Below are 15,909 nucleotides of genomic sequence, written 5' to 3'. Positions count from 1 at the left end.
ATAATGTTAAAATATTTGAATATATCTATCAATCAAGTGATTAATTTTTTGAAATAAATAAATAGAGTTATGTTCTGCTATCCCTCTGATGAAAGGCCTCCATAAAGGAGATTTTATTTTAACTCTAACTTTTTCTTTTGATAATTATTGAGTCTGGTTCGATTTTTTCGTTCGAAAGAAAAATAAAAGAGCCTTAGAAATAATTACTTCTAAGGCTCTTGTTTGTTATTTTAAAACGTAATTAAATTCTTTCGTTTTTAATTTCTTCTACAATTTCCGGATTCAATAAGGTACTGATATCCCCAAAGTTGCTGAAATCTCCCTCAGCAATTTTTCTTAATATTCTACGCATGATCTTGCCTGAACGGGTTTTTGGAAGACCTGAAACAAACTGGATTTTATCCAACTTGGCAATAGGTCCTATCTGGTCTGCAATCAGCTGGTTGATCTCTTTCTTCAGATTATCCTTATCACGCCCTTCTCCGGTTTCTTTAAGCATTACATAACCATATAAGGCATTTCCTTTAATATCGTGCGGATAGCCTACAATTGCAGATTCTGCTACGGCAGGGTGCTGGTTAATACTGTCTTCAATAGGTGCTGTTCCCAGGTTGTGGCCCGAAACAATAATTACATCATCCACACGTCCTGTAATTCTGTAATAGCCTACCTCGTCCCTTAATGCTCCGTCACCGGTAAAGTATTTTCCTGGAAAAGCTGTAAAATAAGTCTCCTTATATCTTTGATGGTCTCCCCAGATTGTTCTTGCAATTCCCGGCCAAGGAAAACGGATACAAAGGTTTCCTGTAACCTGATTTCCTGTAATTTCATTCCTTTTGTCGTCCATCAATACCGGTTGTATGCCGGGTAAAGGCAGGGTAGCATAGGTTGGTTTTGTAGGGGTAACAAAAGGAAGTGGTGAAATCATGATTCCTCCTGTTTCAGTTTGCCACCAGGTATCTACAATAGGGCATTTTTTCTTTCCAACGTGATCATTGAACCAATGCCAGGCTTCATCATTGATAGGTTCTCCTACTGATCCAATTACTTTTAAAGAGCTCAGATCATGCTTGTCTACCCATTCTGCACTTTCTTTGGCTAGAGAACGAATAGCGGTAGGAGCGGTATAAAACTGGGTGATTTTATGTTTTTCAATGACTTCCCAGAAACGATCGGGTTCAGGATAAGTAGGAACTCCCTCAAAAATTACAGTTGTAGCCCCGTTTAATAATGGTCCGTAAAGAATATAAGAGTGTCCCGTAATCCATCCGATATCAGCGGTACACCAATAAATATCATTTTCCTTATAATTGAATACATTTTTAAAAGTGTAAGCGGTGTACACCATATAACCGGCACAGGTGTGAAGCATTCCCTTTGGCTTTCCTGTAGACCCCGAGGTATATAGGATGAAAAGAGGATCTTCAGAATCCATGATGACTGTAACGAAATCCGGAGAAGCTTTTTCATAAAGATCAGCCAGCCAGTAATCTCTTCCTTCTTTCATCTTGATTTCGTTGTGGGTTCTTTTTACCACCAAGACTTTTTCTACGGTTGGAGTTTTTTCCAGCGCTTCATCTACGATACTTTTCAGGTCTAAAACTTTATTTCCTCTGTAGCTTCCATCTGAGGTAATCACCATTTTGGCTTCACAGTCATTCACTCTTGAAGAAACGGCAGAAGCTGAGAATCCTGCAAATATAACTGAGTGAACTGCTCCCAATTTAGCACAAGCCAGCATGGTAACAGCAAGTTCCGGAATCATGGGAAGATAGATACATACTCTGTCTCCTTTTTCAATTCCCATATCGCGCAGAATATTTGCGGTTTTGTTGACACGGGTGTATAGCTCGTTGTAAGAAATATGCTGAGCTTCCTCTTTGGGATCATTGGGTTCCCAAATGATGGCTGTTTTCTCTCCTCGTATCGTAAGGTGCCTGTCGATGCAGTTTTTTGTGATATTGAGCTTGGCATTTTTAAACCATGTGATCTTCGCTTCATTCATATCATACTTAACAACCTTGCTCCATCTTTGGTACCACACAAAGTTTTGATCGGCTACCTTGTCCCAGAATTTCTTCGGGTTTTTGATAGACTTCTTATAATCTTCAAAGTATTGTGGTAAATCTTCTATTAAGTAATTTCTCATATCCCTTTCGTTTTTTTTGAAATTTGAATTGTATTGATAATTTGTTGAGTGTCTTTTGTTTATGTAGTCTTAAGTTTTAAAATGCTAAACGTTAAAATTTAAGTAACAGAAAGTATTTAGAACTTTCCTTTTTTTTTGTTGTTTAAAGGATTAAAAATGATACTTAAATATATGTTTAATTTTTCGCTTAGGCCCTATATTCATTGATTTTTTCCTGAATTTCTTCAATGATTTTTTCATCGTCAATGGTAGATGGAATCTGAAAATCTTTTCCGTCTAATAAGGTTCTGATTAATTTTCTTAAAATCTTTCCGGAACGTGTTTTTGGAAGCCTTTTTACGACCATCACACTTTTCAAAAAAGCAACAGCTCCTATTTTTTCTCTGACTTTCAGAATGATTTCCTTTTCTATATTTTCTTCTGAAATTTCTGAACCATTTTTTAAAACAACGGTGGCAAAAGGAACTTGTCCCCGCAGGTCATCATCAATGCCTACTACTGCACATTCGGCAACATCCGGGTGTGAGGAAACAATCTCTTCCATTTCAGAAGTAGAAAGTCTGTGTCCGGCAACATTAATCACGTCATCCACTCTTCCTGTGATGAAAATATAACCGTCCTCATCTTGTATGGCGCCGTCTCCGGAAAAATAATAACCTTTATATTGTGATAAATAGCTGTTTTCAAAACGGTCATGGTCTTTCCAGATTCCAAGTAATGCTCCAGGGGGAAGAGGAAGTTTGATTACCAGATAACCTTCATGGTGGGGATCCAGTTCCAGCCCGTTTTCATCAAAAATTTTAATATCATATCCCGGAATTGGTTTTCCTGCGGACGCTCTTTTTATTTTGTATTGATCATCAATGGTCATTAATCCCAGCATGGGCCATCCTGATTCGGTTTGCCACCAGTGATCAATTGCGGGAACTCTTATATGTTCTTCAAACCAGTCCAATGTGGCTACATCACATCTTTCGCCTGCTAAAAATTGCTTTTTGAAATGTGACAGGTCGTATTTTTTAACCAATTCCCCATTGGGATCTTCTTTTTTGATGGCTCTGATTGCTGTAGGGGCGGTAAACATTACGGAAACCTTGTATTCCGAAATAACTCTCCAGAAAGTTCCTGCATCAGGAGTCATAATGGGTTTTCCCTCAAAAATAATAGTGGTATTTCTGTTGATTAATGGCCCATATACAGAAAAGCTGTGCCCAACAGCCCATCCAAAGTCTGAGGCTGCCCAATATGTTTCTCCGGCATCCACCCCATAAATGTATTTCATGGAATACTTTAGTGCGGTAGCGTATCCTCCGGTATCGCGAACAATTCCTTTGGGTTTCCCTGTGGTTCCTGAGGTATAAAGCAGGTAAAGCGGGTGGGTAGACTCAACGGAAATGCAATCTGCGGGTTCTGATTTTTGAACCAATTCTTCATAATCAATCAGTCCGTCAAACATTTCATGCTGGTTATCAACTAATTTCCTATTGTAAACAATGATGTTGTCTACCTTATCTTGTGCAAGTTCAATGGCTTTTTCTACCAATGGAAGATAAGGGATTCTTTTTGCTATTTCTACTCCTGCAGTTGCCGTGATTAAGACTTTCGGTTTACAGTCATCAATTCTTACGACCAGTTCATGAGGGGCAAACCCTCCAAAAACGACATTGTGAATGACTCCAATTCTTGCACAGGCTAGCATTGCAAAAAGAGTCTGAGGGATCATGGGCATATAAATAACCGCTGTATCTCCCTTTTCCAGACCCAAAGAAGCCAGACCGCCTGCAAGCTTTGCAATTTCTTCTTTTGCCTGATTGAAAGTGTAGGTTTTCTTCTGACCCGTTACAGGAGAATCATACACAATAGCATTCTGATCTCCAAAGCCCTCTTCAATATGTTTGTCAATGCATAAATAACACATGTTAAGCTTCCCATCCGAAAACCATTGCGGGTAATCGTTGGGGTCTTTAGAAAGAATCTGTTGTGGAAATTCAAACCATTGTATTTCCGCGGCTTGTTCTTTCCAGAAATCCTCTTTGTTTTCTATGCTATGTTTAAATTGAATATCTGCATTCATGTCAATATCGTATTAGTGTTTTTTTATCTGAAACCTCTTATTGGCTTTCTTATTCTCCAAACATTTCCTCAATCTGTTGCATTAGTTTTTTGATTGAATAAGGCTTCGTTACATAGGCGTCAGCGCCCATTTCCAATCCTTTTTCAATGTCTCTTGGGTTGTTTTTAGCGCTCAGGAAAATAACCTTTACCTCTTTTAGTTTTTCATTCTGTCTGAGGATATCCAGTGTGCTGTAGCCGTCCAGATTGGGCATCATAATGTCGAGAAGAATGACATCAGGAACCATTGTTTTTAAAAAATCGAGTACCTCTGTTCCGTCACGGGCAATATATACATCGTAGCCGTTCTTTTTAAAACTGTATTCCAGCGACATTAATATTTTGTGCTCGTCATCTGCAATGATTATCTTTCTCATAAATGCTTTTTAAAGTTGTTCAACTTCATTTTTAATCTCATTAATTAGTTTTCCCGGAAAACTGAGAGTGAAAGTTACGCCAAGACCACTGTTCTCCGCTTTTATGCTTCCATTATGAGCCTGCACTATTTTTTTTGAAATAGCCAGCCCAAGCCCGCTTCCCGTTGGTTTTAAAATATTCTGATTTTTGGACTGATAAAACTTGTCAAAGATCATCTCAAGATCTTCCTCCGGAATATGCTTTCCTGTGTTGAAAATGGTAATCATCAACTGATCATCTTTTTCAAACAGTTTGGTTTGTATAGTTCCCTGTTCATCTGTAAATTTTAAGGCATTTCCCCAAATATTCTGAAACAGCTGAATCATTCTTGCTTCATCATAGTCAAATATAAACTGATTCAAAAGATTGACCTCGCTTAAATGAATATTTTTCTGCTGTATCAGATGGAGGAGTGGGCTAAGAGCCTTTTTATAGGTTTCCAGAATATTATTTTGCTGAATATTTAATGAGATTTCACCATGCTGTAACTTGTCAAGATAAAGAATGTCATTGATGATTTCGCTCAATCTGTCAGATTCTGTAATAATGTTATTCAAAAACTCCTGCTTAATATCAAAAGGAATATCATCATCATCTGCTAATATTTCTCCTGCTGAACGAATGGCGGTAATAGGAGTCCTCAATTCATGGGCAACGGAATCCAGAAAATCATCTTTCTGGCGGTCTTTTACGATAAGATTTTCATTAGCTGTTCTCAGGTCATCAGAAAGTTTTTGTAATTCTTCAGATTGTTCTGTAAGTTTTTTATTGATGCTGATGTTTTCCTTAGATTCTTCAAGGATGTTTAATACTTCTTTTAAAGATATTTTATCTTCCTTGGTTACCCCTTCAATTAAAATCTTGGCTGATGCTGTACCGATTCTTCCTGCCAAAAGGTTTTCTGAAAACTTAATGAATCTTGAATCGGCTGTTTCGGTTTTGGAATCAATATTGTATTTTAAATTAAAGATTCTTAAAGCCTGGTCGGTTTTGTTTTTGCCTAAAAATCTTTCCAGAATATTTTGAATATCAGAAATATAGGCTGTTCCTCGCCATATGAAAGCATTCTCATGGTTTTGAATGTATTTGTCAATGTCTACGTATAACTCTGCAAAGTTTCTTTCACGATAATTCCCTTTTGTACTGACTGAAATAATGGTAAATAAACCTGTATTGAGCAAAAGTGACCAAAAGAAAATCTGTGGGATTTTTGCCAGATAAGGAATGTTGAAGAAGCCAAAAGAATTGTACATATCTCTTAAAACTCCTTTGAATTCCTGATTGTATGAGAAATAATATTGTGGAATGATTAATCCGAAATAACAGATTGCCAATCCGGCTGCAAGCCCTACAACAGCACCTTTATAGCTTCCTCTTCTCCAAAATAATGCCCCAAAAAATGCCGGAGCCAACTGAGCAATTACAACAAAGGAAATTAGCCCTACGGAGTCCAGCGAAGTCTTCAAAATGAAGTATTTGTAGAAACCAAATGCCATGATAATCAAAGCGAAAATGCTGAATTTTCTAATGTTGGTAATACTTCTTGTATTTTGCTCTTCATTTTCAGACTTAAATTTTCCAAGCAATCCATATGGAATAATAAGGTTGTTGGAAAGCATGATAGACAATGTAATGGCAGAAATAATAATCATGGAAATGCATGAACTTAATCCACCGAGAAAAACCAAAACAGTAATCAGAGTATTGTCAAAATGCTGTGGAATCAAAATGGAGTAGAACTCCGGATTTACTTTTTGACCATCAAAAATTAATCTTCCTCCCCATGCGATGGGAAAGATGAATACTGTAAATATCAAAAGATAAAGTGGGAAAAACCAGATTGCAGTTCTGATGTGCTTTTCCTGTCTGTTTTCAATAATGGCTGTATGGAATTGTCTTGGTAAAATACAGATGGCTGTAGCAGAAATCATACACAAGACCATCCAGTTCATGGCTCCTTCAACTCCGTTAAATGTATTTTTTTCTTTAAAATCTTCAAACTGACTTGCTTTTTGGTAAATGTCCGAAAATCCGTCAAATACATAGTAAATTACAAAAAGCCCCAAAATAATAATGAAAAACAACTTTAAAAAACTTTCAAGGGCAATGGCTGAAATGATTCCCAGACGTTTTTCTGAAGCATCTACATATCGGGTTCCATAGTAAGAGGAGAATAATGCAATAAGAACTACAACAAAAGTAGCATTATCTGTTAAAATATCCTTTGACATTGGAGTTTCTGTCACCAAATGAAAAGTCTCCGAAATCGCCTTTATCTGTAATCCTATGTAAGGAACAATAGCCAAAAGGCAAACTATAGTGATAATGGCACTGAGGCTTCTGCTGTTTCCGTATCGCAGGGAAATGAAATCTGCAAGGCTGCTTATTTTATTGACTCTGGAAATTCTTATGATTCTTGTATTGATGTAGATCCAGGCCGGAATGATCATAATAGGACCAATGTAGATGGGCAGATAGTTTAATCCGCTTGTAGCAGCTACGCCAATGCTTCCGTAATAAGTCCAGGCAGTACAATACACAGCCAAAGACAATGCATAAATGTAAGGATTGTTGATCCAGAGCTTGCTTCTTTTCTTCTCTGCCAGATGAGCAACTAAGAAAAGGAGAGCCAGATAAAAAAGAACTACGAAAAACAACGCGAAACTACTCATCATATTTTTTTACGATTACAAAAGAAATAATGATGGAGATCATCCAGACAGCGAACAGGTAGATAAGAATCATAGGATATCCTAAAACTTCCCGATCTCTGTTGAAAAGCAGTGATATAGGAATACTGAAAGCAATCATCAGTCCGATGCTTAGGATAACCAGTTTTTGTTCGTGTCTTTTCTTCATAAATAATGGGTTGCAAAAGATAATTGATGAATAGACATTGGGTTTGTCATTCATCAATTATCATTTATTTTTAATAACTATATTTTATCGTCAGAATATTCTCCTGTTAAAGAATAGTATCCGAAGATGGCCATTCCACCTGAGATAATCGGCATCAGTACAAATAAAATAATGATCCCAAAAACCAGATCTTCCTGCTTTCCTGAGGCAATTTTTGGTATTCCCAGTACTGTAATTCCGAAATATCCTACAATCACCGCTATTGCGATCCAGAGAATACCTAATATTTTTTTTAGTCCGTTCATTTTAGTAGTTTTAAAATTAATAAAAATTTGAGTGATTTAATGATTAATCATGAAGATTATTGTTCTTGTTTTTAAGATAAAATAATCCGATGATTAAACATACTGCGGCTACTCCAATCGGATACCAAAGCCCCTCAAGGTACCATGTAGCATGTCCTGCTTCCTTTCCTGTGGTTACAAGATAAGTAGCAACAGCCGGAAGAAGTCCTCCAAAGACCCCGTTTCCGATATGATAAGGTAAAGACATTGAGGTGTAACGGATTCTCACAGGGAACATTTCAACAAGAAATGCAGCGATAGGTCCATAAACCATGGTTACAAAAATGACCTGAATAAACACAAGGAACACCAGATACCATTTTGTGTCATCACTTAGTTTTACAGATTGGGATACTTTTGGTTCCTCCTCTTTTCCATCTTTCATTACGGGGCCACTTGGAGACCAATGAGTAATACTATCTTTTTTAATTAAAGTTCCATCTGTGTAAAGAGTTTCCTTGTGAAAAGTAACAAGGCTGTCTGTTGCAATATCATTATGGATTTTAGCTATTCTTTTTTCGGTAATTCCATTGGATGCAATTGTTTTATTTTCAAGGTTAACACTTTTAAACATGCTGTCGTAAATAGGTCTATACGCTAAGATGGCAATCAGCATTCCCGTCATCATAACCGCCTTTCTTCCGATCTTATCAGACAGCCAGCCAAAGAATACAAAGAATGGTGTTCCTAAAAACAAAGCAGTAGCCATTAAGTAGTCTACCTGCATAGAATCTACATTCATTACCTTTTGCAGGAAACTCATGGCATAGAATTGCCCGGTGTACCAGATTACCCCTTGTCCCATTGCGGCTCCAAAAAGGGCAAGAAGAACAAATTTAAAGTTGTACTTATTACCAAAGCTTTCCTTTAAAGGGTTTTTAGACGTTTTTCCCTCACTCTTAGCCTTTGCAAAAAGTGGAGATTCTTTCATGTTTTTTCTGATGATATAAGAAACAGCAACCATCAAAATAGAGATCCAGAAAGGAACCCTCCAGCCCCAATTATCAAATTCCTCCGGAGAAAGTGAAGTTTTTGTAATTAAAATAACAATCAGTGAAATAAAAAGTCCTGCTGTAGCTGTAGTTTGTATCCATGAGGTCCAGTAGCCTCTTCGATGAGGTTGTGCGTATTCGGCAACATAGGTTGCAGCACCACCATATTCCCCTCCAAGGGCTAACCCTTGCAATAATCTTAGGATTAAAACCAAAACAGGAGCCATAAATCCAATGGTTTTATAACTTGGGATACATCCGATAAGGAATGTAGAGAATCCCATGATCAGTAAAGTAACAAGGAATGTATATTTTCTTCCGATAATATCTCCGAGTCTACCGAAGAACAAGGCGCCAAAAGGTCTTACAACAAATCCGGCTGCAAAAGTAGCAAGAGTAGATAAAAATGCTGCTGTAGGATTATCTGCAGGGAAAAATTTTGTAGCTAAAACAATGGCCAAACTTCCGAAAATGTAGAAGTCATACCATTCTATCAATGTTCCGAGGGATGAAGCAGTAATCACACTCCAAATGGTGCGGTTTTTCTGCTTGTCGGTCATATTCTCGTAGCTTTCGTGATGATTTTCGCTCATATTGATTAGTTTTTGATGTTAGTTGAAAATAATAATAGGATTCATTCCCGGATTATAGGTAAATCTGAAACTGCAGAATGAATTCTCCTTTTGAGGATGGACTTTCTGTGGGATTCGTGTAAACGGGTCTTGTGGAATATTGTGTGGTAATTTTTGCGTGATGCCCATCTATAAACCAGTTGGCTCCTATATCAAACTGTGAAGAAGATTTGTCGAAAGCTTCAAAGCTTTTATGAGTATAGGCCGCAAATGGCTGTATTCTGATCTTTGGTTTTTCTGCCTGACTTGGTAATAGTAAACCGGCCTGAGCGTAGATAATATTACCTGTTCCAATGGTCGGCTGTAGGTTTCCTGGGCCTGCAATAGCTTTATTTCCGATAAAATTAGGATCAGAAGCTGCTATGTTCATGGTTCCCAGATTTCTTACATAATTAGGTCCGAAATTGTAGTTGTAATATCCCGCGTAGGCCGAAACTGCCATTTTATTTTTTGCTTCTCCCAATGGTATGTCTGCAAAAGCATCTACAGCAAAAAGAGTAATGTCGTGCTTTTCAATATTGGAATTAACTGAAGTTCTTGTTCCGTCTTTCTGGTGATAAAACCCTGCGCCAACATTGAAGACTTTTTTAGTTCCCAGATAGGATCCTACTTTGAATGGGAGTGTATTGGATTCTTCATCAAGGAATTGGTATTCTACATATCCTGCCTTTGAAAAACTGGGATTTCCGTTGTTATCTACGGCTACAGCTCTTGACGGGTCAGTTACATTTGCCGGAGTAAGGTCGGTTGCAAAAGGTTTGTTTAAGCTGAAACGATATTCAAGTTTTCCATATTTTCCCTTGGCAAACATTCCGAGCTGCCTTGCAAACTGATCAGAATTATCTATTAAAGGCCATGAAAAAACAGGAGAATCAACCGTAAGGAAATTAAGGGTGGAAGCCATAGTCATACGGGAAAGTCCCATGTAATAATGAAGCCCGGCTCCTAAAGATAAACTGAATTTTCCCGCTTCTCCAGGTAAAATAACTGCATACTCATTCCAGGCATCATGAAAAAACAGTTGGGTTTTCTTTCCGTTTCCGTAACCTCCTGTCCCTGAAGTTCCCGTAGCGCCACCATTGATGAATGTCTGATTGTTGATTCCAAAATGGAGAAGAATCATGTATCTTTTGGAGATCTGTGCATACGTTAAGGCCCGTAACCTTCTGTTTCCTATACTCCAGGAGTTGTCTGTAGGCTCACTTCCAACCATGCTTCCGGGGTTCATGGATGTATTTCTTAACCAAAGCTGGTCCCATAAAATAAATCTGATGAATTTGTCTCCCTCAGGATTGAGGTTTACTTTCAGTCCGCTGCCGTAATCAGGAGAGCCCTGCGAATACATTGATCCGCTGATTAAGGCTAATCCAATAAATGTAAGCAATTTCTTCATAAATTATCAATTTTTGGCGTTGTTTTTTGTGAAAGCCAAATTGGAATTAATAATTTATTTATGAAAATTTAATATATATTAGTGCTAATAGTATAGTTTTATTAATATTTTACTGATTGTCAATATTTTAAAATGATATTTGATTTCTTTATCTATTTCTTAAACCTTTCCCACTTAATCAGCATGTACTTGTCCGCAAATTGAGTGATGATGATTCCGGAGTTTTTGATATTTTCTTCCTGTGCTATATATTCAATTAACTCATTTTGTTTTAATATTTTATATACAGGATGAAACTCAGAATGGGGAGGCCTTGTAATATTGTATTTTTTGATCCATGAACTTATAGTAACATGTGAAACACCGATGATTCTTTCAATTTCACGATAACTTAAACCCTCCAGATAAAGTTGAAGAGCCTTGGTTACGTAATAATCATCAATTTGTTTCCCTAGTTTTTTAACGGTAAAATAATAGTTGCAACTCTTACAATGGAAGCGTTGTTTTTCGTTGATAATACCACTTTTAACCACCTTGTTACTCTGGCATTTAGGACATATGTTTTCCATAACTATATTATTTTAGCAAATATATAATAAATTAGCAAATGTATATTTTTCAATAAAGATAATTTTACCTGTATAAATTTTTAAAACAAAAAAAATATCTTTTTTATTTGGTTTTTAAAGTAATTATATTTTAAATTTGCCAAAAAAATTAGATAAATAAATGGAAATAGAAGTTTCCTCATGCGAACATCTAATGTATGTGAGTGAAATACAGCAGGAAATGTATGATTCTGCACAGCGTAGAGGAACGGGAATCGCAAAACGTTCTATCGAATATTTGAGTAAAAAGATTTCAGAGGGCAATGCTGTGGTAGCCACTGAAAACGGGGAGTGGGTAGGTTTCTGCTATATAGAGACGTGGTCACACGGGAAGTTTGTTGCCAATTCGGGGTTGATTGTTTCACCTAAATTCAGGAACGGAGGTGTTGCTACTCAAATTAAGCATAGGGTTTTCCAATTATCTAGAGAAAAATATCCGGAAGCAAAAGTATTCGGATTAACAACAGGACTTGCTGTAATGAAAATCAATAGTGATTTGGGATATAAGCCGGTTATTTATTCAGAACTGACTCAGGATGAGGAGTTCTGGAATGGATGCAAGAACTGTGTGAACTATGAAATATTAATGAATAAGGAACGTAAAAACTGTCTTTGTACAGCTATGTTATTTGTTCCGGACAATATAAAAGAAAATGAGGCTGTCAACAATCAGCCTGAAAATAAATATTATGAAGAAAAAAGTCATCTTAGCGTTTAGTGGAGGTTTGGATACTTCCTATTGTGCTAAATATCTTAGTGAAACACTAGGGTATGATGTGTATGCCGTTACTGTAAATACCGGAGGTTTTTCTAAGGAAGAGGAAAAAGAGTTGGAGAGAAAAGCTTTAAATCTTGGGGTAAAAGAGTATAGGTGTGTAGACGCTCAGGAAGACTATTACAATTCTTGTGTAAAGTATTTAATTTTCGGGAATGTGTTGAAGAATAATACATATCCTCTTTCAGTAAGTGCTGAACGTACCATTCAGGCACAGGAAATTGCAAAATATGCCATTGAAGTAAAGGCTGATGCCATTGCGCACGGAAGTACAGGCGCAGGAAATGACCAGGTTCGTTTTGACTTGATTTTCCAGGTGATGTGTCCTAATATTGAGATCATTACGCCAATTCGTGATATGGCTTTGTCTCGTGAAGATGAAATTGAGTTTCTGAAAGATCATGGGTACGAAATGGAATTCCATAAAGCGCAATATTCAGTAAATAAAGGACTTTGGGGAACTTCTGTGGGAGGAAAAGAAACCTTGACTTCAAGAAATTATCTGCCGGAAGAAGCGTTTCCATCACAAATTAAAGAAACTCAACCTTCAGAATTGGAGATTGAATTTAAAAATGGAGAAGTGGTTGCTGTAAACGGAGAAAGCTTTGAGCATTCCGTATATGCGATTCAAAAAATAGAGGAATTGGCTTCTGCTTATGGTATTGGTCGTGATATTCATGTAGGAGATACCATCGTAGGAATTAAAGGAAGAGTAGGATTTGAAGCGGCAGCAGCCTCAGTGATTATTAAAGCGCACCATTTACTGGAAAAGCATACGCTTTCAAAATATCAGCAAATGATGAAGTCTCAATTATCAGACTGGTACGGAAACTGGCTTCACGAAGCACTTTTCCTGGATCCTGTGATGAGAAATATTGAGTCTTTCTTAGGAGATTCCCAGAAAACGGTAAGTGGAAAAGTATTCATAACTCTTCACCCATACCGATTTATCTTAAACGGAATTGAATCTGATCACGACCTGATGTCTGATAAATTCGGAAGTTATGGTGAGGCGAACAGAGCATGGACAGGAGATGATGTGAAAGGATATACAAAAATTGTAAGCAATTCTTTGAATATATATCATCAGATTAACCCAAATATCAACTAGTTCCGAAAGGACAATCTAATAAAAAGTAGGATATGATCCTATTGATTAAAATATGAAGAAAACAGTAGGAATTGTAGGAGCCAATGGCTATACAGGAAGTGAGTTGATACGCTTACTGGCTTTTCATCCCCATGTGACATTGAGTTTTTTATATAGTCGTTCAAATTCGGGAACAAAAATATCGGACTTGTACCCGGATTTAACGACGGTTTGTGAAAAAGTATTAACGGATAAACCTGAAGAGGTAGATATTCTATTTCTATGCCTTCCTCATAAGGAAAGTCAGAATTGGTTAACCCAAAATCCTGTTAAAGATGAAACGTTGGTAATTGATTTAGGAAATGATTTCCGTTTGGATGGAAATTTTGAAAATAGAGATTTTATCTACGGACTGCCGGAAATTAATAAAAAACAACTGAAAGGTTCAAAGAGTATTGCAAACCCGGGATGTTTCGCAACAGCTATTCAGTTAGCATTGCTTCCATTAGCAGAAAAAGGGTTGTTGGGTGAGGTTTTCACCACAGGGATCACAGGTTCTACAGGAGCCGGACAATCTCTGCAGCCAACCACTCATTTTACCTGGAGAAATGATAATATCTCGGCTTATAAAACTTTAACACATCAGCATGTGGATGAGATCTTGCAGCAGTTAATTTCATTTAATAATAAAGAAGTAAACCTGAATTTTGTTCCATGGAGAGGAGATTTTGCAAGAGGGATTTTTACAAGCTCTACCGTGAAAATAGATTTGGAACTAAAAGAAATAGAACAGTTATATCAGGATTTTTATGCAGATGAGCCTTTTGTTACAATAAGTGAAAGGGCAATGGATTTAAAGCAGGTTGTCAATACCAATCGTTGTGTGATTCAGATTGAAAAGAGTGGAAATGTTGTAGTTATTCACTCGGCGATTGACAATTTGTTAAAAGGAGCTTCAGGACAGGCAGTACAGAATATGAATATTGCAATGGACTGGGAAGAAAACTCAGGATTAAACTTAAAACCTATTGCATTTTAAAAGAAAACTTAAAAGTCAATTGTCAATAAGCTAATCGTGAATTTTTAAAGCTTAATCAAAACCGACCTAGGAAAATGGAGCGTTAAGAAAAATAATTTTGTGAATGTTAAGAAAATTCTACTGTTCGAAGTGTGATACAAATGCCGATTTCGCACAAATTTTAGAATTTTTAGAGAACAAAAATATTTTTTAGCGAAAGTTTCCACGTCTTAAACTTTTGTTTCTTTTGTTTCAAGACAAAAGAAAAATATAAAAAAATAAGAAATGAATTTATTCAACGTATATCCATTATTTAATATCAATCCGGTTAAAGCTCAAGGATCTTTTCTTTGGGACGATAAGGGAGAACAATATCTTGATTTTTATGGTGGTCACGCAGTGATTTCCATTGGGCACAATCATCCGCATTATCAGAATAAACTTAAAGAGCAGTTAGAGAAAATTTCTTTCTATTCCAACTCTGTTCAGAATGAATTACAGACTGAACTGGCTGAGAAATTAGGAAAACTTTCAGGATATGAGGACTACAGCCTTTTCCTTTGTAACTCGGGTGCTGAAGCCAATGAAAATGCCTTAAAGCTGGCTTCCTTTCATAACGGAAAAAGCAAAGTTCTTTATTTCTCAGGTTCATTCCACGGAAGAACTTCTGCTGCAGTTTCTGTAACAGATAATCCGAAAATTGTGGCTCCGGTGAACTTTTCAGAAAGATTTATCAAATCTGAATGGAATAATATTGAACAACTTGAAGAAACTTTTGCAGTACATGGAAATGAAATTTCATCCATCATCATTGAAGGAATTCAGGGAGTTGGAGGAATTATGATTCCCACTGTAGCATTCCTATCTAAAATTAAAGAATTGTGTGAGAAATATGATGTTGTTTTAATATTAGATGAAGTACAGTCAGGATACGGAAGAAGCGGATATTTTTTTGCTCATCAGGAATTCGGAGTAGAAGCAGATATCATTACAACGGCAAAAGGAATGGGAAATGGTTTTCCGGTTGGCGGAGTACTAATCAGTCCGAAATTTCAGGCAAGCAATGGTTTGCTAGGAACTACTTTTGGAGGAAATCATTTAGCTTGTGCAGCTTCAATTGCTGTTCTGGATGTGATGAAAGATGAAAATCTCATCGAAAATGCTCAAAAAATGGGCGAATATATTGAAAATGAAATTAAAGATTTACCACATATTAAATCAATCCGAAGGAAAGGGTTGATGATCGGAATAGAACTTGACAGGGACTGTTCGGAGGTAAGGAGCAGCTTGCTTTACGATCATCATATTTTCACAGGAAACTCTAATGATAAAAGTGTTTTAAGGATTCTTCCTGCACTTAATATCCAAAAAGAGGAAACTGACCTTTTCATCAATGCTCTGAAAATAGTATTGGAGAAAATTTAAACCACAAAAGTCACAAAAGAGTTTAAACACTTAAGTTTTTGAAAACCTTTGATTTTCATCTTATATATTTTCAAAATAGTGAACTTTTAAAACTC

General features: G+C 36.7%; 13 protein-coding genes. 4 read left to right on the top strand and 9 right to left on the bottom strand.

Going from position 1 to position 15,909, the window contains the following annotated elements; all coding sequences use genetic code 11:
• Nucleotides 1-241: 241 nt before the first annotated feature.
• The 9 genes from acs to C7D53_RS09570 form a co-directional block, all read right to left on the bottom strand.
• The gene (gene acs, locus C7D53_RS09610) at nucleotides 242-2,212 is read right to left on the bottom strand and encodes an acetate--CoA ligase (protein ID WP_228422316.1); all 1,971 of its coding nucleotides are present in this window, start codon (nucleotides 2,210-2,212) and stop codon (nucleotides 242-244) included.
• A 124-nt stretch (nucleotides 2,213-2,336) separates the two neighbouring features.
• Nucleotides 2,337-4,223 (bottom strand): AMP-binding protein, encoded by a 1,887-nt coding sequence (locus tag C7D53_RS09605; RefSeq protein WP_106916171.1) that lies wholly within the window; start codon nucleotides 4,221-4,223, stop codon nucleotides 2,337-2,339.
• Between the two features lie 49 nt (nucleotides 4,224-4,272).
• Nucleotides 4,273-4,638 carry a response regulator transcription factor gene (locus C7D53_RS09600; protein WP_106916169.1) on the bottom strand — a complete coding sequence of 122 codons (366 nt, stop codon included), beginning with the start codon at nucleotides 4,636-4,638 and terminating at the stop codon, nucleotides 4,273-4,275.
• A gap of 9 nt (nucleotides 4,639-4,647) precedes the next feature.
• Nucleotides 4,648-7,350: an ATP-binding protein gene (locus tag C7D53_RS09595; protein ID WP_394337080.1), complete on the bottom strand. Its 2,703-nt coding sequence runs from the start codon at nucleotides 7,348-7,350 to the stop codon at nucleotides 4,648-4,650.
• Nucleotides 7,343-7,537, bottom strand: coding sequence for a hypothetical protein (locus C7D53_RS09590; protein WP_106916165.1), 195 nt, complete (start codon nucleotides 7,535-7,537; stop codon nucleotides 7,343-7,345). Before C7D53_RS09590 ends, C7D53_RS09595 begins: the two co-directional genes overlap by 8 nt.
• A gap of 77 nt (nucleotides 7,538-7,614) precedes the next feature.
• A complete protein-coding gene (locus C7D53_RS09585) occupies nucleotides 7,615-7,842 on the bottom strand; it encodes a DUF6814 family protein (RefSeq protein WP_106916163.1) in 228 nt (75 codons plus the stop codon).
• Nucleotides 7,843-7,885: 43 nt separating this feature from the next.
• On the bottom strand, nucleotides 7,886-9,466 hold the full coding sequence (locus C7D53_RS09580; protein WP_106916161.1) for an MFS transporter: 1,581 nt from the start codon (nucleotides 9,464-9,466) through the stop codon (nucleotides 7,886-7,888).
• Nucleotides 9,467-9,518: 52 nt separating this feature from the next.
• Nucleotides 9,519-10,898: a porin gene (locus C7D53_RS09575; protein ID WP_106916159.1), complete on the bottom strand. Its 1,380-nt coding sequence runs from the start codon at nucleotides 10,896-10,898 to the stop codon at nucleotides 9,519-9,521.
• A gap of 152 nt (nucleotides 10,899-11,050) precedes the next feature.
• Complete coding sequence (locus C7D53_RS09570) at nucleotides 11,051-11,467, bottom strand: IS1/IS1595 family N-terminal zinc-binding domain-containing protein (RefSeq protein ID WP_106916157.1); 417 nt, start codon at nucleotides 11,465-11,467, stop codon at nucleotides 11,051-11,053.
• A 160-nt stretch (nucleotides 11,468-11,627) separates the two neighbouring features.
• On the opposite strand from C7D53_RS09570, the gene C7D53_RS09565 reads away from it, so the two are divergent.
• The 4 genes from C7D53_RS09565 to C7D53_RS09550 all read left to right on the top strand — a co-directional run bounded on the left by C7D53_RS09565 (nucleotide 11,628) and on the right by C7D53_RS09550 (nucleotide 15,814).
• Nucleotides 11,628-12,224, top strand: coding sequence for a GNAT family N-acetyltransferase (locus C7D53_RS09565; protein WP_106916155.1), 597 nt, complete (start codon nucleotides 11,628-11,630; stop codon nucleotides 12,222-12,224).
• Nucleotides 12,196-13,392, top strand: coding sequence for an argininosuccinate synthase (locus C7D53_RS09560; protein WP_106916724.1), 1,197 nt, complete (start codon nucleotides 12,196-12,198; stop codon nucleotides 13,390-13,392). The genes C7D53_RS09565 and C7D53_RS09560 overlap by 29 nt, the downstream gene beginning before the upstream one ends.
• Before the next feature lie 52 nt (nucleotides 13,393-13,444).
• Entirely contained in the window at nucleotides 13,445-14,410 is a 966-nt protein-coding gene (gene argC, locus C7D53_RS09555) for an N-acetyl-gamma-glutamyl-phosphate reductase (protein ID WP_106916153.1), read from the top strand.
• Nucleotides 14,411-14,674: 264 nt separating this feature from the next.
• Nucleotides 14,675-15,814, top strand: a complete 1,140-nt coding sequence (locus C7D53_RS09550; protein ID WP_106916151.1) for an aspartate aminotransferase family protein — start codon at nucleotides 14,675-14,677, stop codon at nucleotides 15,812-15,814.
• Nucleotides 15,815-15,909: the final 95 nt, after the last annotated feature.

Source organism: Chryseobacterium aurantiacum (assembly GCF_003020585.1).
GTDB lineage: Bacteria > Bacteroidota > Bacteroidia > Flavobacteriales > Weeksellaceae > Chryseobacterium > Chryseobacterium aurantiacum.
The sequence above is the reverse complement of the archived record's forward strand: the minus strand, read 5'-3'. Positions and strand labels throughout refer to the sequence as shown.